This window comes from Fulvivirga sediminis (assembly GCF_016757215.1).
GTDB lineage: Bacteria > Bacteroidota > Bacteroidia > Cytophagales > Cyclobacteriaceae > Fulvivirga > Fulvivirga sediminis.
Genome location: NZ_JAESIY010000008.1, coordinates 189,415 through 210,638, shown reverse-complemented (window position 1 = coordinate 210,638; position 21,224 = coordinate 189,415). Strand labels below are relative to the sequence as shown.

At 37.9% G+C, this 21,224-nt stretch carries 19 protein-coding genes; 11 read left to right on the top strand and 8 right to left on the bottom strand.

Annotation, left to right across the window (positions count from 1 at the left end; translation table 11 throughout):
- Position 1 precedes the first annotated feature (1 nt).
- The 11 genes from JL102_RS15525 to JL102_RS15480 all read left to right on the top strand — a co-directional run bounded on the left by JL102_RS15525 (position 2) and on the right by JL102_RS15480 (position 9,934).
- The gene (locus JL102_RS15525; RefSeq protein ID WP_202245342.1) at positions 2 to 1,120 is read left to right on the top strand and encodes a hypothetical protein; all 1,119 of its coding nucleotides are present in this window, start codon (positions 2 to 4) and stop codon (positions 1,118 to 1,120) included.
- Complete coding sequence (locus tag JL102_RS15520; RefSeq protein ID WP_202245341.1) at positions 1,117 to 1,473, top strand: carboxypeptidase-like regulatory domain-containing protein; 357 nt, start codon at positions 1,117 to 1,119, stop codon at positions 1,471 to 1,473. Before JL102_RS15525 ends, JL102_RS15520 begins: the two co-directional genes overlap by 4 nt.
- A 151-nt stretch (positions 1,474 to 1,624) precedes the next feature.
- Positions 1,625 to 1,978 carry a hypothetical protein gene (locus tag JL102_RS15515; RefSeq protein WP_202245340.1) on the top strand — a complete coding sequence of 118 codons (354 nt, stop codon included), beginning with the start codon at positions 1,625 to 1,627 and terminating at the stop codon, positions 1,976 to 1,978.
- Between the two features lie 92 nt (positions 1,979 to 2,070).
- Positions 2,071 to 2,202, top strand: a complete 132-nt coding sequence (locus JL102_RS23845; protein ID WP_262896870.1) for a hypothetical protein — start codon at positions 2,071 to 2,073, stop codon at positions 2,200 to 2,202.
- A 228-nt stretch (positions 2,203 to 2,430) separates the two neighbouring features.
- The gene (locus JL102_RS15510; protein ID WP_202245339.1) at positions 2,431 to 2,775 is read left to right on the top strand and encodes a peptidase associated/transthyretin-like domain-containing protein; all 345 of its coding nucleotides are present in this window, start codon (positions 2,431 to 2,433) and stop codon (positions 2,773 to 2,775) included.
- A gap of 783 nt (positions 2,776 to 3,558) precedes the next feature.
- A complete protein-coding gene (locus JL102_RS15505; protein WP_202245338.1) occupies positions 3,559 to 3,906 on the top strand; it encodes a hypothetical protein in 348 nt (115 codons plus the stop codon).
- A gap of 295 nt (positions 3,907 to 4,201) precedes the next feature.
- On the top strand, positions 4,202 to 5,722 hold the full coding sequence (locus tag JL102_RS15500) for a catalase (RefSeq protein ID WP_237390616.1): 1,521 nt from the start codon (positions 4,202 to 4,204) through the stop codon (positions 5,720 to 5,722).
- A 69-nt stretch (positions 5,723 to 5,791) separates the two neighbouring features.
- Positions 5,792 to 7,048: a glutamyl-tRNA reductase gene (gene hemA / locus JL102_RS15495; RefSeq protein ID WP_202245337.1), complete on the top strand. Its 1,257-nt coding sequence runs from the start codon at positions 5,792 to 5,794 to the stop codon at positions 7,046 to 7,048.
- The gene (hemH, locus tag JL102_RS15490) at positions 7,045 to 8,067 is read left to right on the top strand and encodes a ferrochelatase (RefSeq protein WP_202245336.1); all 1,023 of its coding nucleotides are present in this window, start codon (positions 7,045 to 7,047) and stop codon (positions 8,065 to 8,067) included. Before hemA ends, hemH begins: the two co-directional genes overlap by 4 nt.
- Before the next feature lie 3 nt (positions 8,068 to 8,070).
- On the top strand, positions 8,071 to 8,604 hold the full coding sequence (locus tag JL102_RS15485; protein WP_237390615.1) for an ankyrin repeat domain-containing protein: 534 nt from the start codon (positions 8,071 to 8,073) through the stop codon (positions 8,602 to 8,604).
- A gap of 145 nt (positions 8,605 to 8,749) precedes the next feature.
- Positions 8,750 to 9,934: an aspartate aminotransferase family protein gene (locus JL102_RS15480; RefSeq protein ID WP_202245335.1), complete on the top strand. Its 1,185-nt coding sequence runs from the start codon at positions 8,750 to 8,752 to the stop codon at positions 9,932 to 9,934.
- Positions 9,935 to 10,112: 178 nt separating this feature from the next.
- Here the strand turns inward: JL102_RS15480 and JL102_RS15475 are convergent, their stop codons facing one another.
- The 8 genes from JL102_RS15475 to JL102_RS15440 form a co-directional block, all read right to left on the bottom strand.
- Positions 10,113 to 12,002, bottom strand: a complete 1,890-nt coding sequence (locus JL102_RS15475; protein ID WP_202245334.1) for an amidophosphoribosyltransferase — start codon at positions 12,000 to 12,002, stop codon at positions 10,113 to 10,115.
- Between the two features lie 8 nt (positions 12,003 to 12,010).
- Complete coding sequence (locus tag JL102_RS15470) at positions 12,011 to 13,501, bottom strand: NADH-quinone oxidoreductase subunit N (RefSeq protein WP_202245333.1); 1,491 nt, start codon at positions 13,499 to 13,501, stop codon at positions 12,011 to 12,013.
- 7 nt (positions 13,502 to 13,508) lie between these two features.
- The gene (locus tag JL102_RS15465) at positions 13,509 to 15,239 is read right to left on the bottom strand and encodes a complex I subunit 4 family protein (RefSeq protein WP_202245332.1); all 1,731 of its coding nucleotides are present in this window, start codon (positions 15,237 to 15,239) and stop codon (positions 13,509 to 13,511) included.
- Positions 15,240 to 15,243: 4 nt separating this feature from the next.
- Entirely contained in the window at positions 15,244 to 17,382 is a 2,139-nt protein-coding gene (nuoL, locus tag JL102_RS15460) for an NADH-quinone oxidoreductase subunit L (protein WP_202245331.1), read from the bottom strand.
- Position 17,383: 1 nt separating this feature from the next.
- Positions 17,384 to 17,686, bottom strand: a complete 303-nt coding sequence (nuoK, locus tag JL102_RS15455) for an NADH-quinone oxidoreductase subunit NuoK (RefSeq protein WP_202245330.1) — start codon at positions 17,684 to 17,686, stop codon at positions 17,384 to 17,386.
- Positions 17,679 to 18,209 carry an NADH-quinone oxidoreductase subunit J family protein gene (locus JL102_RS15450; protein WP_237390614.1) on the bottom strand — a complete coding sequence of 177 codons (531 nt, stop codon included), beginning with the start codon at positions 18,207 to 18,209 and terminating at the stop codon, positions 17,679 to 17,681. The genes nuoK and JL102_RS15450 overlap by 8 nt, the downstream gene beginning before the upstream one ends.
- Positions 18,178 to 19,071, bottom strand: a complete 894-nt coding sequence (locus JL102_RS15445) for a 4Fe-4S dicluster domain-containing protein (RefSeq protein WP_202245329.1) — start codon at positions 19,069 to 19,071, stop codon at positions 18,178 to 18,180. The genes JL102_RS15450 and JL102_RS15445 overlap by 32 nt, the downstream gene beginning before the upstream one ends.
- 108 nt (positions 19,072 to 19,179) lie before the next feature.
- A complete protein-coding gene (locus JL102_RS15440; protein WP_202245328.1) occupies positions 19,180 to 21,219 on the bottom strand; it encodes an ATP-binding protein in 2,040 nt (679 codons plus the stop codon).
- Between the last annotated feature and the right edge of the window lie 5 nt (positions 21,220 to 21,224).

Below are 21,224 nucleotides of genomic sequence, written 5' to 3'. Positions count from 1 at the left end.
CATGCCCTATTTTGTACCGCTTGGTATTCCTGACTATTCTGGAAACCAAGAACGTGATTTTTTTCAATTTACTTATGATATTGAAGACAATGACGCCGTTGAAATGCTTATGCAAATCAGAAATGGCAGTACCGTATGGTATGAAGAAAAAATCACTGATAAAGATAAGCTCACCCAAGGAGAACACACCTGGAAATGGGATGGGTTTGATTGTGATGGCATTTTCGATTCGGCCAAATTAACAAAGGCAAAAAGCTTAAATTTTTATGCCATAGGCAAAGATAAAGAAGGCTGCACCGACAGGCATTCCATAGATTTCGAAGCCAATTACGAGGAAGTAGAATGGGTTGATGTGAAAATCAATAAAAACACTAAACGGATCGATGTTACGTTAAGAGTGAATCTGAAGGATGGTGGGGCTGAAGGCATTGAATGCACGGAGCAGATAGTAGCTCCTGACCCTATAATTATTAAGGAATGTCCCTGGGATAAAATTCCTGAAAAGGATTTGATTCCTAACCGCCCCCCAATAAAGAAAAGAAATGAAAAAAATGATTTTGAAGCTTTAAAACAATTAGCTTTAGACGGTATTGAAAAATACTGGCAAAGGAATAGTACAAATATAGGCAAAGGGGTTTATGTAAATAAGGAACTCTATGAAGTGTTCATCAATTGCAAATACGATGCGGAGGGGATGGTAGCACCAGAAATTATCTACTTTACTAATTCAGAAAACACGACATTTAACCGTTCTCATAACTGGTTTGCATCAAGAAAATTATACTATAAAGAAGGTTATATAAAAAGAAGGAAATGGGATTATCAAAAGTCATCTGATGCTATTCTAGATTTTCAAGAAACTTCCGCTCATGAAATAGGCCATCAATTATTAGTGGAATTAGACGGTAAATACCACTCATATACCCATAAAGGCACTTCTCATCCCAGTGTAATTCTTCAAGATCCTGTTAAAGGCACAAAATACCCGTCTCATGGTGAGGAAATTGACCTAATGAAATATGCAGATGATTACCTTCCATCCGACTATTTTCAAAGAGTAGTACTCTCTGAAAAAGATCTATTAGGTCTAGTGTGGCTTACTAAATTAGAATTAGAATGAAACCAATAACCAAGCTAATAATCATTGTTTTAATTACAGCCACAAGCTGTGAACAAAAGTTAAGTGATCACTATAGAGGCTATGTATTTAATTATAATAACGAACCTTTGTCAGGGGTTAAAGTTTCTGTTGATGGATTCCCTTCGAAATATACACATACCAACAAAAAAGGATATTTTTCACTAAAAAGAAGGAGTTCTACTTTTGTCGATGATTTAATTTTTGAAAAAAATGGATATAATACGGATACGGTTTATTCTTTTTTTGCAAATAGACGTCGGGATAAGACGCATTTTTTAGAGCAGCGGTCTGATACTCTTTTTATGAAGAAATTAAATGAGGAATACTATTAATGATTTGGGATGATGTGGATATTCTATTTAACATCTATAATTTTAAGCATATGAAGACGGTTGGTGGTGATAATGGCTATTCCTATCAACTCAAAAGCAGTTCTGACTTTGGCAGAATTTGCGCTAGCCAAGAGGACGTTCTAGAATTATTATGGTAAACAAAATTGGAGTTAAAACGAAATACATATCTATTTTAATACTTTTATTAAACACTCATTGTAATTCAGAAATCTCAAATTATCAAGGAGTTATTGTAGGAAATAAAAATGTACCTATAGAAGGAGCTATAATTGTTGGTAGAGATCACCCTGATAGGAAAACTAAAACTGATGCCAATGGTTTTTTCACACTCGAAGCAAGAAAAGACTTTATGGAATCTTTTTTATATGTAAAAAAAGACCTAAAAAAAATTGATTCGATTCAGATTATCAGAACTCATCCTGAATACGGCATTAAATACTATTTTGTTAATAATAGAAATGACACATTATTCCTCAAAGAATAAAGCAGTACAGGTTCACACTACCTTCTGACTATCGCTGAGGGAAGTAAAACTTACCCTTTAACAGGGTTCATGGTTAACTAAATTAGTATTAAATGAAAAGATATTTACTATTATGCTTACCACTAGCGGCTTGTTCTTCTGTAAAAATAGAAAGGCCTGAAATAAAAGGAACAATTTATGATTCTGTAAGCAAAGCACCTATAGAGGAAGTCCTGTTCTCATAGATGATGAGGTTAAAAGCACTAATAGCAAAGGAGAGTTTTTCATCAAATCCGTTAAAGCAAATAACTTGTTCAATGTGGAAAGTGGTCACGATCCTATGTTCTTCATAATCAAACTAGAACATCCCTTTTACAAAAATATGGAAATAAAAAAAGGAACAAGAGGAAGCTTTTCGAAAGAAAGAATAGTATACGACTCCATATTTTTACAACCGATTAATTAGTATTAAAATGAAAGTATGGACCAAACTAATAATCGTTGCTTTAATTACAGCCACAAGCTGTGAACAAAAGCTAAGTGATCACTATAGAGGATATGTATTTAATTATAATAACGAACCTTTGTCAGGTGTTAAAGTTTATGCTATTGGATTCCCTTCGAAATACACACATACTAACAAAAAAGGATATTTTTCACTACAAAGAAGGAGTTCTACTTTTGTTGATGATTTAATTTTTGAAAAAATTAGATATAATACCGATACGGTTTATTCTTTTTTTGCAAATAGACGTCGGGATAAGACGCATTTTTTAGAGCAGCGGTCTGATACCCTTTTTATGAAAGAAATTAAATGAGGAATACTATTAAGGATTGGGGATGATGTGGATATTCTTCTATTTAAAATCAATACTTTTAAGCATATGAAGAAGGTGGTGGTGACAATGACTATTCCTATCAACTCAAAAGCAGTTCTGACTTTGGCAGAATTTGCGCTAGCCAATAGGACGTTCTAGGGTTATTATGGTTAAAAAGATTAGAGTTAATATGAAAAACATAACACTTTTTCTAGTCTTATTAATGACTTCATGTTCTCAGGAATTTATTCTCCGCCCTAAAGTTGAAGGACAAATATTAGATCCTGCTAATAAAGCCCCTTTAAAAGGTGTCAAGATTGAATTTATTGACTGCTTCTAAAGCGACTGCAATGGAGAAAAGCCATTCTTTACTGATAAAAATGGAGCCTTCAGTATAAAAGAAGAAAACAAAGACTATTTTGTATTCAAGCCTCATCGATATACAAGACCTTATTACTCCTTTATGCTACTGATAAGCCATAAAGGCTATGTTTCTGATACGATTGACATAAGAGAATATCAAGAATACTCAGAGGTGATCAGATTAGGTTCAATAAATTTAGCTAGACAAGATGGTTCAATTTAATTAAGCTTGAATGAAAGCATTGCCAAAATCAATAATCACAAGGCTAATTAGAGCATCAAACTATGGGAAAACGCTAAGTGATACTTATAGAGGGTATGTGCTTAACTGAAATAATGACCGCTGCCAGAACTTAAAGTGTCTATTTACAGGCACCATAATAAAACGCTGTAGAATATTATATCTTTGCTCACACTACTATGAAACCACATCGTGCAAAATTTAAGTTGGCCTTTTTATTTTTATTACTGTGCCTGTGCTCTTGTAAAGTAAATCGAGATTTTTATTGGGGCTATGTATACTATGATCAAAAGCCATTAACAGACGTCACAGTAAAGACAAACAGTGATAATGTTGTCGATTCTGTACAGACTGACGCTATTGGATTTTTTAAATTGGCAAAACAACCACACTCTGCTCAGCCATTAATATTTAAAAAGGAAGGTTTTATTACCGATACTATACCTTCAATATGGTACCAACATGGAGAAAAAGTGATGTATACCTTTTTGAACCAACAACCAGATACTGTGCTTTTAAGAAAATAAGCCATTACCACCTCTCATCCGGAGAATTCACAAAGCGTAGCAACGATAACGCCTACTACAAAGCGAGTCAAATTGATTCTACATGTGGCCCTATTTATATTTTCAATAACCAAGGTATTTCTTCATTAACTTCATTCAAAACTCTTGTTAGAGCGTTGAATTCTAGCTATTAGACCTGAATTGGCTAGACCGAACTCAATTATATTTATATTTTAAATATATACACATCATTAATCAATTTGATAAATAATTGATATACCTCAAAATTTGTGCTTCAATAAAATAATATCATCACATGCGAAGACTACTATTACTTGTATCAGCCCTCACCATATCTATGGTGTCTTTTGGGCAAAAAAGAATGACTACCAACACGGGTGCTCCTATTGGGGATAATCAAAATTCTAAAACAGCAGGAGAATATGGCCCTGTATTATTAGAAGACATACACCTTATTGAAAAACTGGCCGCCTTTGATAGAGAGCGCATTCCAGAAAGAGTGGTTCACGCCAGAGGCACGGGAGCTTTTGGCTATTTTGAAGCCTCTGCTGATATGTCTGCCTACACTATGGCAGCACCTTTTCAAAAACCAGGAAAGAAAACAGATTTAGCGGTAAGGTTTTCTACGGTTATCCATGGTAAAGGATCTCCTGAAACCGCCCGTGATCCTCGCGGATTTGCGGTGAAGTTTTATACTGAAGATGGTAATTACGATATTGTGGGTAACAACCTGCCGGTGTTCTTCATTTGGGATGCTATCAAATTCCCTGATGTTATCCATTCTTTAAAACCGTCTCCTGAAACCAATGTCCAAGACCCTAATCGTTATTGGGATTTTATATCAAAAACGCCTGAGGCTACTCATATGGTAGTGAGGCTATGGTCTGACTTCGGCATTCCTCAAGGTTATCAATACATGAATGGCAGCAGTGTACATGGCTTCAAATGGGTGAATAAAAAAGGAGAAGTAACTTATGTGAAATATAGCTGGGTATCTCATCAAGGTGAGAAGAATTTCACAAGAGCAGAAGCTAACGAGCAGCAAGGCAAAAACTGGCAACATGCTACCATTTCATTGAGAGAAGATATAGCTACAAAGAAATACCCTAAATGGGACCTATACGTGCAAATGATTAAGCCTGAAGATATGCAAAGCTTTGACTTTTGGCCTTTAGATGCCACCAAAGACTGGCCTGCAGATAAAATACCGAAAGTAAAAGTAGGGACCATGACGCTTAACCATAATCCGGTTAACTACTTCCAGGAAATAGAATCTTTAGCCTTTTCTCCCGGATCATTGATTCCTGGTGTAGAACCTTCTGAAGACAAATTACTACAAGGCCGTTTATTCTCATATTTTGATACTCAGAGACATAGGCTAGGGCCGAATTTTCAGCAAATAGAAGTTAACAAACCTAAAGCAGAAGTAACCAACTATAACTCGGACAGCTACTTAAGCAGCAGAAATAACACTTTTCAAAACCCTGATGTAAACTATCAGCCAAGCCACTATACGTCTGTAGCTGAAGACACTACCTATAGGGCTTCTACATCAGTACTGAACAATGCCATAATAGCTCAATCTGAAATTAGCAAGAAAAACTATTTCTCTCAAGCTGGCGACTTTTTCAATTCTTTAGACAAGCAAAATCAGGGAAATTTAATTGGAAACCTGGTAGCCGACTTGGAGCAAGTAAAAAGCGATGAAATAAAAAAGACCATGATTACTTACTTCTACAAAGCAGATAGGCAATTAGGAATGTCTGTAGCCCAAGGACTAGGGTATAGTATGAAAGACTTCATGAATAATCATTAATCAATAAGTGCAAGAAGGCAACCTAAGGTTTTTTATAACTCAGGTATGCCTTCTTTATCTCCGCCTACTATGATCCGATCTCTACGAAATATTAGTATATCTCACACCTCTACGTCATTAGAACAGAGAGAAAACTACCATGTGTCAGCTGAAGCTATTAGACCTCTAAGCCAGTCTATTCTTTGTCATTTCTCTGATATCGTAGGCCTCATGATTCTTTCTACCTGTAATCGTACAGAGGTATATTTTGAAAGCACCTCAACCAGTGCCCTTGACATGTGTGAGTATTTTATCACTATCATGTGTCCGAAAGCTGAATTATCTTCAGAAAAAAAGTTATTTCATTTTAATAACCGCACTATAGATACCGCCTTTCACCTGCTAGAGGTAGCCAACGGACTCAGGTCTGCAGTAGTGGGCGATCAGCAAATTTTAAATCAGATAAAAGGAGCTTACAAAGTATCCTTAGAGCATCATACTCAGGGCTCTCTTCTTGAAAGGACCTTACAAGCTGTGTTCAAAAGTCATAAGCGAATTTCTAACGAATCGGCTTTTAGAAATGGAAGCAGATCTACCGCTTATCGTGCTTTAAAGATTATTCAAGACAGTTTTGGCAAAGACAGTATGCCAAGCAAAAGATTACTCATCATTGGTGCCGGAGAGATTACCACAGAAATTCTAAAATACTTACCCAAATTCGCTTTTGAAGAAATTGCTATCAGTAATAGAACTGAAATGAAGGCCATGCACCTGGCCCAGGCATATCACCTTAAAACGGAAAAATGGAGCAACATAGAAAACAACCACTTTCATAGTTTCGACGCCATAATTACTGCAGTAAGCAATAGAAAACACCTTATAAAAAGTTTACCTCAAGTAGAAAAGAAAATCATCATAGACCTAAGCCTACCCTGCAATGCGCATCCGGCACTAGCCTTTCAGCACAATATAGAGCTTTATAACCTTGATAATGTTACGGAGCAAATAGCACAAACCGATTACTCCCGACAACAAGCGGTGCATCAGGCTGAATCTATCATAGCGGAGGAAATCAACAAACTAGCCAATTGGGTGCAAAAAGCAAAGATCAGAAGCTTCCTTAAAGATTATAAAGCAAGTACCCAACATACCCTACGGGAAGTGATAGAGCAGCTTCAAGACAAAAACCTATCAACTAAAGACCTTGAAAATATCATTCATATAATATCAGAAAAAATGGTAAAAAAGCCTGCAGTAATCATGAATCATAGCTGTGAAGGTGAATTATCTGAAAACAGTATGGAATTTATTCAAAAAGCATTTGCCCCTAATAATTTTTTCTCATGAAAACAGGAGTATTAGTAGTGAACCTGGGCACACCAGATGCCCCTACAGTGAAAGATGTAAGAAAGTATCTCACCGAATTTTTAACGGATGGAAGGGTGCTAGACCTACCAACACTAAAAAGGAATGCCTTAGTGAGAGGGTTAATAGTACCATTGAGAGCAAAAAAAGTAACTAAGGAGTACAAAAAGCTATGGCTTAATAATGGCTCTCCCCTATTGGTGTATGGAAAGTCATTAGTAAAAAAATTAAGACTCTTGTTTGATGAGGAAGTGGAGATTGAACTAGCTATGCGCTATCAGAGCCCTTCTATTGAAGATGCATTGACAGCACTAAGAAACAAGAATACTGAAAGAATTATAGTATTCCCTCTCTTTCCTCAATATGCCTCTGCCACCACTGGCTCAGTAGCCCAGAAGGTAATGGAAATAATTAGTAAATGGAATGTTATTCCTTCCATAGAATTTATCAATTCTTATCACACAGACCCTAGATATATCAATCTATTCGCTGAAAAAGTGGCTCAGGATATTGACTATTATAAACCTGAACATGTTTTATTCAGCTACCATGGTATACCTGAAAGGCATTTAAAAAACATTCAGAAAAATGATACTAACAAGTGTTCATGGCCTCACTGCGGGTGCGGACAACAATCTATGAGCAATCCTTATTGCTACCGTTCTGCCTGTTTCAAAACATCTGAATTAATTGCCAAAAAGATAGGAAAGGGATTCACCAAATATACCACCTCCTTTCAAAGCCGACTTGGCAAGGATCCCTGGATACAGCCCTATACCGATCAAACCATCCAGCATTTAAGTAAAATTGGCATTAAAAAGCTACTAGTAGTTTCTCCTTCCTTCGTAGCAGACTGCCTTGAAACAACTTTAGAAATAGGTGAAGAGTACCGTGAGTTATTTATATCTAACGGAGGAAATGACTTTAACTATACCAGAAGTTTAAACGACGATGATAAATGGGCTGACGCCATTCACGACATCATCAATGAAAAAATGTAAATCATGAAACATCTATTATTAATCACAATAACAATGATCTCCTTGGGGAGCACATCGGCCCAACACAGTAGTAATGTATTTGATGCAGCTAGAATTGGAGATATCGCAACACTGAGAGCTTTGGCTGCAGCAGATCCAGACACCCTCAATAGCCATGACCACAAAGGATTCACGCCTTTGATCCTTGCTATTTACAATGACCAACAAGAGGCCAGTGAATATTTACTTTCACAGCAAGTAAAAACCAATGCCCAGGATAATGCCGGCAACACGGCGTTAATGGGAGCTACTTTCAAAGGGTATGCTTCTCTAGCAAAATTATTAATTCAATCAGGCGCTTCTGTCAATATCAGAAATTATAACGGTGCCACGGCACTTACCTTTGCCGCTACTTTTGGCAGAGAAGAAATAGCTCAAATACTTCTAAATAATGGCGCTGAACTCAACGTGAAAGATGCTTATGGAAATACTCCTTTAGCTTATGCCAAATCTCAGGGAAATGAATCTATGGTAGCCTTACTGCAAAACCAACCTTAAAGGTATTTCTCAGGATGAATAAGGAGATAATTATTCATGGACTTACTTCTTCTATGCAATATCAAAATAATATTGAAGCAGCTCACTTATTTAATTAATAGGGTTAATTATATATTCTGAGCTGCTATTATATATTTTTGCAACTATGGAATTCAGTCATGAAATTTTTCTCAAGAACATAGCACAAACTACCGGCTCCCCTATTTTATTGGAAGTAGAAAAGGCAGCCGGCAGCTACTTATATTCACCTGATGGTAAGGCATACCTGGATCTTATATCCGGCGTAGGCGTAAACCATTTAGGTCATCAGCACCCACATATCATCAATCGCATTAAGGAGCAAGTAGATAAGCACTTGCATGTAATGGTATATGGTGAATTTGTACAGTCTACACCAAACCTGCTGGCCAAAAAGCTCACCGAACTTTTACCTCCAAGCCTTAACTGCTGCTACTTTACTAACAGCGGTACTGAAGCTAATGAAGGAGCCTTAAAATTAGTCAAACGATACACCGGAAGAACTGAAATTATCTCTTGCCGAGGTTCTTATCATGGTAGTACACATGGCTCATTAAGTGTGTCTGGTAATGAAACTAAAAAGCAGGCCTTCCGCCCTCTCTTGCCAGATGTGAAGTTTGTAAGGTTTAACAACATGGATGATCTGAAAATGATCACCACCAAAACGGCCTGCATCATTATGGAGACCGTGCAAGGTGATGCCGGAGTTCGTGTACCTAGCCAAGAATACATGACCGCTCTTAGAGCAAAATGTGATGATACCGGCACACTCATTATATTTGACGAGATACAGGCAGGCATGGGACGTACTGGTAAAATGTTTGCTTTTGAGCATTTTAACATTGTGCCAGACATACTCACAACCGCCAAAGCACTGGGAGGAGGCTTACCCATCGGCGCTTTTATCTCTTCCTATGAAAAAATGACTTCTTTAACTCATGATCCCATGCTGGGGCATATCACCACTTTTGGGGGCAACCCTGCTAGTTGTGCAGCGGCTTTAGGTGTATTGGAGGTTTTTGAAAATGAAAATATTGTAGCTCAGGTAGAGGCTAAAGGACAGCTGATAGAATCTCTATTACAGCACCATAAAATCATAGAGATAAGAAGAAAAGGCATGATGTTCGCGATAGACTTTGCCTCTAGTGATGATGTATTTAAAATAGCAAAATACTGCCTTGATCACGGCGTAATCACTTTCTGGTTTTTATCATGTCCTAATAGCTTTAGAATTTCTCCTCCTCTTAATATTTCTGAAGAAGATATCAGAAAGGGCTGTGCAGTTATTCAAGAGGCCTTTAATTTATTATAAAAAAGGCCATTGAAGATCTTGAGCTTCTGCCTAATCGCAAAAGATAGCAGGTCTAAAATAATCAAGCCCACTTAAGAAGGACTCAGAAATACCGCTGAAAGCAGTTAAGCATTAAAAACAAAAAGAGGTTGTATCATCATTGAATTATGATACAACCTCTTAAAATATTATGTATTGCTTAGTAAGCCCTTACCAGCTTACCTTCCATAAAGTTCACATAAGACTGATTCGCTACTCGAGTTCCGCCCGGAGTAGGGAAATTACCCGTAAAATACCAATCCCCTGAATGGTTAGGACAAGCCTTGTGCAGGTTGCCTACTGTCTGATATATCACTTCCAGATCTGCCAACATCTCAGGTGGCTTCACTATTTCCGCTACCTTAGCAGATATCTGCTCATAAGTAAACTCATCATAGAGCTTATTTACGTGGTTAACATTCTCCTTATTAGCTAATGCCTGAACGCATAAATCATACACCTCTCCCATCAAATGCTCTTTGTTCTCATCTTTCAACAACTGAACCATAGCCCTAAAAGCCACAAATTCATTCATTTTAGACATATCAATACCATAGCAATCCGGGAATCTAATTTGTGGTGCAGAAGACACTATTACTACTTTCTTAGGTCTAAGACGAGTGATCATGGTTAAGATACTCTTCTCGAGAGTAGTTCCTCTTACTATGGAATCATCCATAATAACCAACGTATCTTTTCCTTTGTTGACCACTTCATAGGTAGTGTCATACACATGAGCTACCATTTCATCTCTGTGATTATCATCAGCGATGAAGGTTCTTAGCTTAGCGTCTTTCAATACTATTTTTTCTACTCTAGGGCGGAAAGACAAAAACTCTTCCAAATCACCCATATGAGGTTTCTTATCTATCACTACTTCCTTACGCTTGGCACTAAGATAATCTTCCATGCCTTGCATCATTCCTAAAAAGGCCGTTTCTGCGGTATTAGGAATATAAGAAAATACTGTGTTTTTTAAATCGAAATTGATAGACTTCAGAATCTGAGGAACCAGTAAAGCCCCCAATTTTTTCCTTTCATTATAAATATCAGGATCTGTACCTCTAGAGAAATAAATTCTTTCGAAACTACATGAAGTCTTTTTCTCCTTAGGCTGAATAAACTGATACTCACCGTACTCACCATCTTTCTTGATGATAAGCGCATGACCAGGCTTTATTTCTTTAATCTCTCCATAATCAACATTGAAAGCTGTTTTAATGGCAGGCTTTTCAGATGCCACTACTATCACCTCATCATCAGCGTAGTAATATGCAGGTCTTATTCCTCCTGGATCTCTGGCTACGAAGGCATCTCCATGACCTACCATCCCTGCCATTGCATATCCTCCATCAAAATCTTTACAAGCGCGACTTAACACCTTTTGCAGGTCAAGCTCGCTCTCTATAACCTCTGTTATCTCCTGGTTAGTATATTGTTCCTTATACTTTCTGAAGATATCATTGTTTTCTTCATCTAAAAAGTGACCTATTTTTTCCATTACGGTCACGGTATCCACTTTTTCTTTAGGGTGCTGACCTAAGCGCACTAAAATATCGAAAAGTTGATCCACATTAGTCATATTGAAGTTACCAGCCACCACCAGGTTTCTACTTCGCCAGTTATTTTGACGTAAGAACGGGTGGCAGTTTTCAATACTATTTTTCCCGTGTGTACCATATCTCAGGTGGCCTAACCAAACCTCTCCAGTGAAAGCACAGTTATCTTTCATCCAGTGCTCATCATAATACAGTTCCTTTCCCTCCTTCGCTGCCTTTTTATACTTCTTAGCAATCTTCTCAAAGATGCTTTTGATAGGTTCCTGATCTATAGATCTATAGCGACTGATATATCGCAAACCCGGCTTTTGATTAATTTTAATGTTAGCAATCCCTACACCGTCCTGACCGCGGTTTCTTTGCTTTTCCATTAAAATATACATTTTGTTAACTGCGTAGGTAGGAGAACCATACTTTTCAATGAAATAGGAAAGTGGTTTTCTTAGCCTGACCATGGCTATTCCACATTCGTGTTTTATGCTGTCGCTCATATCAGTATTTAAAATGCAAAACTAACACTATTAATGATCCTCATCAAACTATCTGGTTTAAAGAATGATAACAAAATCATTACAACCAAAAAGAATCCTATAAAATTCTGCAATGAGAATATTAATTGCTTTTGAGGTTTTTGTTCAGCGTTTTTAAAGATAATGTAGTAAGGTAATTTGAGGTAATAAAACAGTGCAATCACGGTATTCATCAAACCAAAAATTAACAGGTACAAGCTCCAGTCATTGCCAGACTCTACGTAACTATCCCATAAAGCACTAAATATCAAAAACTTACCTGTAAAACCACCTGTAGGAGGCAATCCGGTAAGTGCAATCATTACAATTACTAAGGCCACCCCCAATAGTGGCTGCACATTAATCAGACCTTTATAATCTTCCACTTTGGTATAGCCCCACTCCTTCTCTGCATGGTTAACGAAAAGAAAAGCAGCCATATTCATTAGCAGATATATAGCAGAATAAAAAAGAATGGCCTTGTAAGCTGTTTCGCTATAAGCAACCAACCCTGCTACTAAAAAGCCAGAATGAGCTATAGAAGAATATGCTAATAGGCGCTTGACATTATTTTGCCATAAGGCACTAAAATTTCCAATACCTATAGAGATCATGGCTATGGTAGCAAGCACAATAGTCCAGTTTACAGGGCTGCTACCAAATAGATTAATAACCATCATCCATTTCATTAAAATACCTATTCCTGCCAGCTTCGGCACAATTGAAAAATAAGCTGCCACCGGAGTAGGAGCTGCGGTATATACATCGGGTGCCCATATATGCATTGGCGCCGCTGATATTTTGTATAGCAACCCAGCTAAGGTCATAATAGCTGCCAGCGTAAAGGGCAATGCATTGGCTTTAATAAGGCCATCTAAAAACTGTACATCATCAATGGTTAAGGTGCCGGTAAGCGCATATAGCCATGACATACCAAACAGCATCACCCCTGAAGCTGCAGCTCCGAAAAGTAAGTATTTAACAGCAGCTTCTTTTGAAGCAGCATTAAATGAGAAAGAGGTGAGTATATATGCCGTAATAGAAAGTAGCTCTATAGATAGGTAGATAGTAAGTAGGTTATTAGCCATTACCAGCAGATGCGCTCCCAGCAAAACACCAAATGCTAGTAGGTAGTATTCACTACTCTTATCTTTAAAATCCTGATTACCAAAGCCCATTGCTACGGTGATAAAAGCACCCAAAACACATATCATCTTCCAGAAAACACTCACACTCGTCAGCTGAACCATGTTATTAAACAAGGGTAGCGGTCTCACCAGATCCCCCACCTCTTGCCACTGGCCCACTACCAGCACCATAGTGACAGCCAGAAAAGCCAATGCTAAAACCTGATATAGTTTATTTAATCTTCCGGCATTAAACAGACCTGCTATAAGCAATAGCACAAGTGATATTACAATAGCTATTTCTGGTAGAAAATAGCCCATACTTCCGGTTATGGCTGTAAGCTTTTCTTGCAAGGTATCTTTAGTTTTGCTGAATAATATCTCCGTACTGGCCGATTACATCCGTAAATACAGCTATGGAATTATTAATCATATCCAATAAAAATGAAGGGAATACTCCCATCAATAAAGCTAATATTACTAAAGGCACCAACATCACATATTCTCTGGTATTAAGATCAGTAAGCTCATCATTGCTCACTTCAATTTTTGTGAAAAACTTACCAAAAAACATTCGCTGTATAGTCCATAGATAATACGCTGCACTAAAAATTAAACCTAAAGCGGCGATTATAGTCATCCACTTAGGTAAAAATCCATTTACCACTGATGAGTTAAATGATCCCAACAGCACAAATATCTCTGCTATAAATCCTGAAAAACCAGGCAAACCCAGAGAGGCAAAAAAGAATATAACTGTAAAAATGGTATACCTGGGCATTTTATTAATCAACCCGGAATAGTTCTGTATTATTCTGTCGTGACCGCGCTCATAAATAACCCCTACTATGAGGAAAAGGGCTGCAGAAATAACCCCATGACTCACCATCTGATAAACAGCACCACTCACCCCTTCTGTAGTACCTGAAGCTAAGCCCAAGAGCACAAAGCCCATGTGAGACACAGAAGAGTAGGCGATCATCTTCTTAAGATCTTTACTTCCCAATGCGTTTAAAGCACCGTAAATGATAGATATTACACCTAACAGTCCCATCATCCAGCCATAATAACCTACTCCATCAGGAATAATCATAAAAGCCGTACGCATAAGACCATAACCTCCTATTTTTAGAAGTACCCCAGCCAAAATCACCGAAATAGGTGTGGGTGCTTCTACGTGAGCATCTGGCAACCACGTATGTAAAGGCACCACAGGTATTTTAATGGCAAAACCTATAAAGAGCAGTAAGAACATGAGCAGCCTTCCTTCTTGGCCAAGAATGACTTTCATCACTTTATAATCCATTATTGATCCTGGTATGTAATTAGCAGGATCTGTCATATACACCATGTTAAAGGTATGCACCAGGTTTTCTCTAGATAGCTGACCTGCTGCCAAACTCTGCTGCACCTGCTCCACTATTTCATTACTTACCACTTGCCCCTCTTGCACTAAACCTGCTTCTACAGCTGTAGCAGCAGGATCAACCACTGAAAGGTTCAGAGCTATCATGGCAATAAGTATAAAAATGGATCCGAATAAAGTGTATAAGAAGAATTTTATAGATGCATATTCTCTCCTTACGCCTCCCCATAACCCTATCAGGAAGTACATAGGAAGTAGCATAAACTCAAAGAATAAATAGAAAAGCAGGAAGTCTAAAGAAAGGAAACATCCTAAAATGGCTCCATTCAGCAATAAAAGAAGACTAAAATACCCCTTCTCTCTTGTTTTGATATTCCAGGAAGCAATAGTGCCTATGAGCATCACTACTACTGATAGTAATACCATACTCATATTTAGGCCATCTACTCCAACGATATAGTCTGCCGAAATATGACCGAAAGAAGATAGGTGAATATCAAACCAAGGCACATTTTCTAAAAACTGAAATTCATTCAGGTGGTTTACCCCTGCATATGAAGCATCATAACCAGACAATAGCACAATGGCAATTAGCACCTGCAAAGAGGCTATACCCAGCGCTATATATTTGAAAGCACCTTTGAACTTACCTGGTATAAAGGCCACTACTAAGGCAGCTATAAGAGGTAAAAATATGATTATAGAAAGCAAATAATTGTTTAGCATTAATCTACCAGATTATCCAAAAAATGAATATTAAAATTCCCACAAAAGCCAGTGCAATATAGCTCTGTACTTTACCTCCTTGCATCGATTTGGTCATAAGACCTACTCTTCCGACAAAGTAAACAGAAAAATTCACTAATCCGTCTACAATATTTCTATCTACCCAGGCTGTTAAATGGCCTAATATGATATTGAAAATGGCGAATTTATCAATAAAGTTATCTATCACTTTAGTATCCAATAATTGCAACTTCTGTGATAGTACTTCTATGGGTTGTATTATAAAGTCATTATAAATCTCATCTAGGTACCAGTTATTAAAAGACAGCCACTGCCACACATTACTTGCTCCCTGCCTACTAAAATAATTGATTGCATATTTACCTTTTGGCCTGTAAATGAACCAGGCCACTAGCCCACCGATTACTATCATAAACACAGAGATGACAGTTACCTGCATATGATTGTGTTCTGCCAACTCTACTAGGTTATTTTGCCAGTTTCCATTCATGCCAGGCACTAAGATTGTCGGTGTTTTCAATGCCGAAAGAAACCAACTCAAACTATGGTTCAATGGGTTTAAAGACCATATAAAACCAAAAGACATTAGCGCTAAAATGCTAAGTGCTGTTTTCATCACCCAAGGCACATCCTTTACTTTGATATTAGCTTCTATTGATCGTTCATCGGCTATTCTAAAATCTCCGAAAAACACTAAAAGCAACTGACGAACCATATAAAGCGCCGTAAGCACTACGGTGATGAACCCCAAATCAGGCACTAAATAATGCCATGATAGTGTGCGCTCAGACATTAAATCTGCCCAGGCATAAGCTCCTGAAAGCAAGGCATCTTTAGACAAATACCCTGAGAAGAAAGGTATGCCTATCAGCGCAAGGGTAGACACCAAATAAGCGATAAAAGTAAAAGGCAAATATTTTCTTAGCCCTCCCATATTTCTCATATCCTGAGCATCGAAATGTATATCAGCTCTATGAGCATAATCATGCAGTGCATGTATGATAGCTCCTGCTGATAAGAACAAGCAGGCTTTAAAAAAGGCATGCGTAAACAAGTGGAATAGAGCGGCATCATATGCTCCTACCCCCATCCCCATGAGCATATATCCCAGCTGAGAAATGGTAGAAAAAGCCAGCACTTTCTTAATATCATGCTGAGCTAAAGCTGCAATAGCACCCATAAAAGCCGTAACAGATCCTATTATCGCTACAAAGGTCAGTGCATCAATACTCATCAGAGGGAAGACTCTGGCCATAAGATACACCCCTGCCGCCACCATGGTAGCTGCGTGTATCAATGCAGAAACCGGAGTGGGCCCTTCCATAGCATCGGGCAGCCATACCTGAAGCGGAAACTGAGCCGACTTACCCATAGCGCCTAAAAACAAGCAAATACCTGCTGCGGTAAGCCAGGGAAGGCTCACACTGTGGGCTCCGGCTATCCATTGACCATTCTCTATGGTAGAAGCCTGCATTAGTACCTTTAAAGCTTCAAGATCAAGCGTGTTAAACTGAGACCAGAGAATAGCTAACCCAATGATAAAACCTACATCTCCCACTCTATTTACAATAAATGCCTTCTTAGCGGCCTTTATGGCACTCTCTTTATGATTCCAATGGCTGATCAGTAGATAAGAAGATAAGCCCACTAACTCCCAGAAAATAAAAATTACCAACACATTATCTGCCAGTATTATACCCAACATAGAGAAAGTGAAAAGCCCCAGAAAGCCAAAGTATTTTTTATACCCTGCATCACCAGCCATGTAGGCTGTGGAGAACAGATGAACTAAGAATGATATTACGGTAACTACAACCAGCATCAACAATGCGGGATCGTTCAGTAATACACCAACAGTAAACGGAGGTAAATGACCAAAAGAAAACCACTCTACACGGCTATGAATACCCGCTCCTTGCCAACCTGCAATGAGCAAGTGCACGGAAATAATACTAGCTATAAGCGTCATGAACATACCTACCCAAGCTGAGGCTTTGGCTTGAGTATTTGGCAAAATGGCAATAACAATGAAGCTGAATAAAGGTAATAATAAGACCAATAGACAAAGTATGGTAGATTGGCTCCACGCCAAGGGCTCTAGTAAGTCTGCTGGGTTGATCACTTTATCCTTTCAATTGATTAATTTTATCTAATTCTGTGGTTTTATAATATTTAAAGAGCTTCAATATAATGGCTAGTCCCACAGCGGCCTCAGCAGCTGCCATTACAATTACAAAAAGGGCAAAAAACTGCCCGTCAAGAGAAACTAAATTATTCTTATTAACCGCCACAAAGTTAATATTCGCTGCGTTCAAAACCAGTTCTACCCCCATCAAAACCATAACGGCATTCTTCTTGGTAATGATTACGGCCAAGCCTATGCAAAAAAGAGCGGCAGCTAGTATAAAATAATATTCACTACTCATCAGTCTCTTTAGTTTTATACCCTGAAATAACGGAAGACCCAATAAGTGCTATTAGCAAAACTACCGCTGCAATCTCAAACGGCAGCAGATACTCCGTTAATAATTCCACCCCTATTTGATTCACATTATTCATATCAGCACTTTGACCTTTAACGGCACCAAAGTTAATCTTAAGAATACCATAGAAAAGCACCACAAAAAGTGAAATAGCTATTATAGCACCTAAAAAACGGTTATATGATGATGTGATAATTCCTTTATCAGTAATCTTATTGGTAAGCATTACTCCAAATATGAGAAGGACCACAATGCCCCCTACATAAACCATGAGCTGTGTTACGGCTACAAATTCGGCCTGAGCCAAAACGTAGATAGCGGCTACACACAAAAATGTTCCTACTAAAGAAAAAGCGCCATAAAGCAGGTTTTTGGTGAATAAAATCACTCCCGCAAATAGAATCGCCAGCCCTGAAAAAATGTAAAAAGGTATCTCAATCAGCACTACCATCCCCTTTCTCATCATTATCCGATGACTTCTTCTTAGGTCTCATCACAGGCTTAGGCCTTTTCATAACAGGCTTAGCCTTAGGCGTATCTTCTGCTTGATTCTTTTTATTTTCATTACCTTCTTTCTCAGCCTTTTCACCACTGGTTTTTATCTTGGGCTTCATTTTAGGCTTAAATTTAGGCTTTGGCTTATTTTCTACTTCTTCATTTTTACCTGCCTGGGGTTCTTTGTTCTCACTTGTATTCAGTTTAGGCTTACTTACTGGCCTAGGCTTAGCTACAGGCCTGGCCGCTTTAGACACGCCAGAAGAAGCTGTTTTAGCTGCTGCTTTATTCTTTTCATGCTCTTCCAGCTCTTGCTTCTTAGTGAGTATTTCCAGAGGAGTCATGGTAGCAAAAGAATAAGTATGATCTGCTACATCATACTCGCTAAAATCATAGGCTTTAGTCATGGTTAAGCATTCTGTGGGGCACACAGTGGTACACAAACCACAAAAACAGCATTGAGCCATGTTAATATCAAATTTGGCAGCATAAATACGCTTAGGGGTGCCATCAGAGGTTTTTCCGAAAGTATTTACCGCTTTTATTGGCTCTATATCAATACAATCAACAGGACATATTTTAGCACATTTATCACACACTATACAGTCATCTATTTCATTATGCAGCCTGTATCGGCCATTGTCTGGCACAGGGATACTTTCATGCGGGTAAGCCACCGTCATGATACCATCCTGATCATCGAAATAATTATCACTGGTAATATCCTTGTTCTGTACGGTATGAGTAGCCTTAGCAATATGGCCTAAAGTAAGCTTGAGCCCCGTCCATAAGGTAGAAATAGAATTTCCGATATTTTTAAAATAGGCTGTCATAGGCTTCCTTTTATTTGGAATTAAGGCCAAGAATAAAATGTTATTTCCTGACTACTTTAATTATTGACAAGGACGACAAAGAAATGAAAGATTAAATAAAAAAGCTCACTATTGTAGCGACTTTTTGACCGTAAACAAGAAAGTTGTTCCTTTACCTTCCTCACTCTTCACCCAAATATCTCCTCCCATCCGTTCTATGAATTCTTTACAAAGCTTCAATCCTAAGCCCGTACCTTCCTCATTGGCAGTACCTCTGGTTGAGTGCAAGCCTGACGTATTAGTAAACAAGTTATTCTGTTGCTCCATACTCATACCTATACCATTGTCAATCACTTTAATGATCAACCACTTCTGGTCTTTATCTTCACAGGCAAGCTCAACCATACCTTCCTCTTCAGTAAACTTAATAGCATTGGAAGTCAGATTCCTTATGATCAGGTCTAGCATATTGTGATCAGTACGTACTATAATACCTTCTGGCATACTATTGATAAATTGTATATTTTTATCATTGGTATCCCTGAAGAAATTAATGTTCTCCTGAACCAGTCCATGTAGATGAATATCTTCGTCTTTTATAGTAATCTCATTCATTTGTACAAGTGCCCAATCCATAAGATTAGCTAACAGCTTTTTAGTACTTTCTAGTCGAAGCTTCAGAGACTTAGTGAGCTGCTGTAGCTCCTCCTTTGTTAAATAGCCACTATCTATCATGCCTAAAATACCTATAATGGCATTAATAGGCGATCTGAGATCATGAGAAAGAATGGAAAAGAATTTATCTTTCATAGCCAGCAAACCAGACATTTCCCTACTTTGCTCCTCCAACTCTTGCTGATGCTGCACCAGTAGTTTATTGATCTTCTTCCTTTTTATACTGCTTCTATACAAAGTAATGAGCAGCACTCCTGTAAAGGCCAATATTAACACCAGAATATTCCTGAAAAAAGCTTCATTTTCAAGCTGCCGTTTCTGTTGCTCTTCTTGCTGACTAAGAAAATTAATTTCCATATCCTTATTAGCAGTTTCATATTTCAGCTGAATTTGAGCAAATTGCTCCCAATGTTTCTCTCCAAACAAACTATCTTGCAGCGACTTATATTTCTTATAATAATTTAAAGATTGCCTAAAAAATTCTTTCTGCTCGTACAATAAGGACAGCTCATAGTAGCAAGCTATGATTAGATCCCTATCCTTAATATTAGTTGAAATTTCCAAAGATTTTTCTATAAAACTATTTGCTTCTTTATAAGCTGACATTTTACGATATACAGCACCCATGCCCAGATAAGCCTCTGCTACACCACTTTTGCTGTTGATATTCTGGTAGATTAGCAAAGAACTATCATGATAGTTTAAAGCCTGATCAAATTGCTCCTGGTTTTCATAAGCCACCGCTATTTTATGCAATATCTTAGGGGTCAGCACTTTGATAGAAAGCTGCCTACTCATTTTTAAAGCATACTGTAGTTTTTCTAAGGCTTGGTCATATTCGCCTTCTAAAATCAATATTTCTCCAATATCATGATATGAATAAGCCGTTCCTTCTTTGTCATCTATTGCTCGGCTAAGTTCAAGGGAACGCTGGATATATTCCATAGCTTTCTCTAACTGGCCCATAGACTTCAGTACCCTGCCTATATTATAAGTAGAAATCACTACATAAAGCTCATCTTCGATTTCCTTGGCTTTCCTCAGGCTTTTTTGATAATAGTCATAAGCATCACTAAAAAGATCCAACTCGAAGTAATCTTCCCCTATGTTATTGAAAGACTTGGTCACTCCTCTGCCATTTCCCAATTTTTTATAGAGCCGAAGGCTTTCCAGGTCTAGCTTAAGCGCCTTTTGATAATTACTCTGCACATTATAATAAAAGGCCAATTTAACCGCTGCCTCTGCCTGATATTTGGGATTATTAGATACTATGGCCAGTTCACGAACTTTATTAGCCAAATAAATGGAGGTGTCTATATTATCAAGATCATACTCATGAACGAGCTTTAGCAGTGAGTCAATTACTGCAGAATTAGGATTATTGTTCTCTCCTATCGGATCGAGAAATTTATTCTCAATCAGTTTACTAGACTGCCCTTGGGAGTGATCAAAAAAGCAAAAGAAAATGATTAAAATTAAAAGCCTTCTATTCAATTATC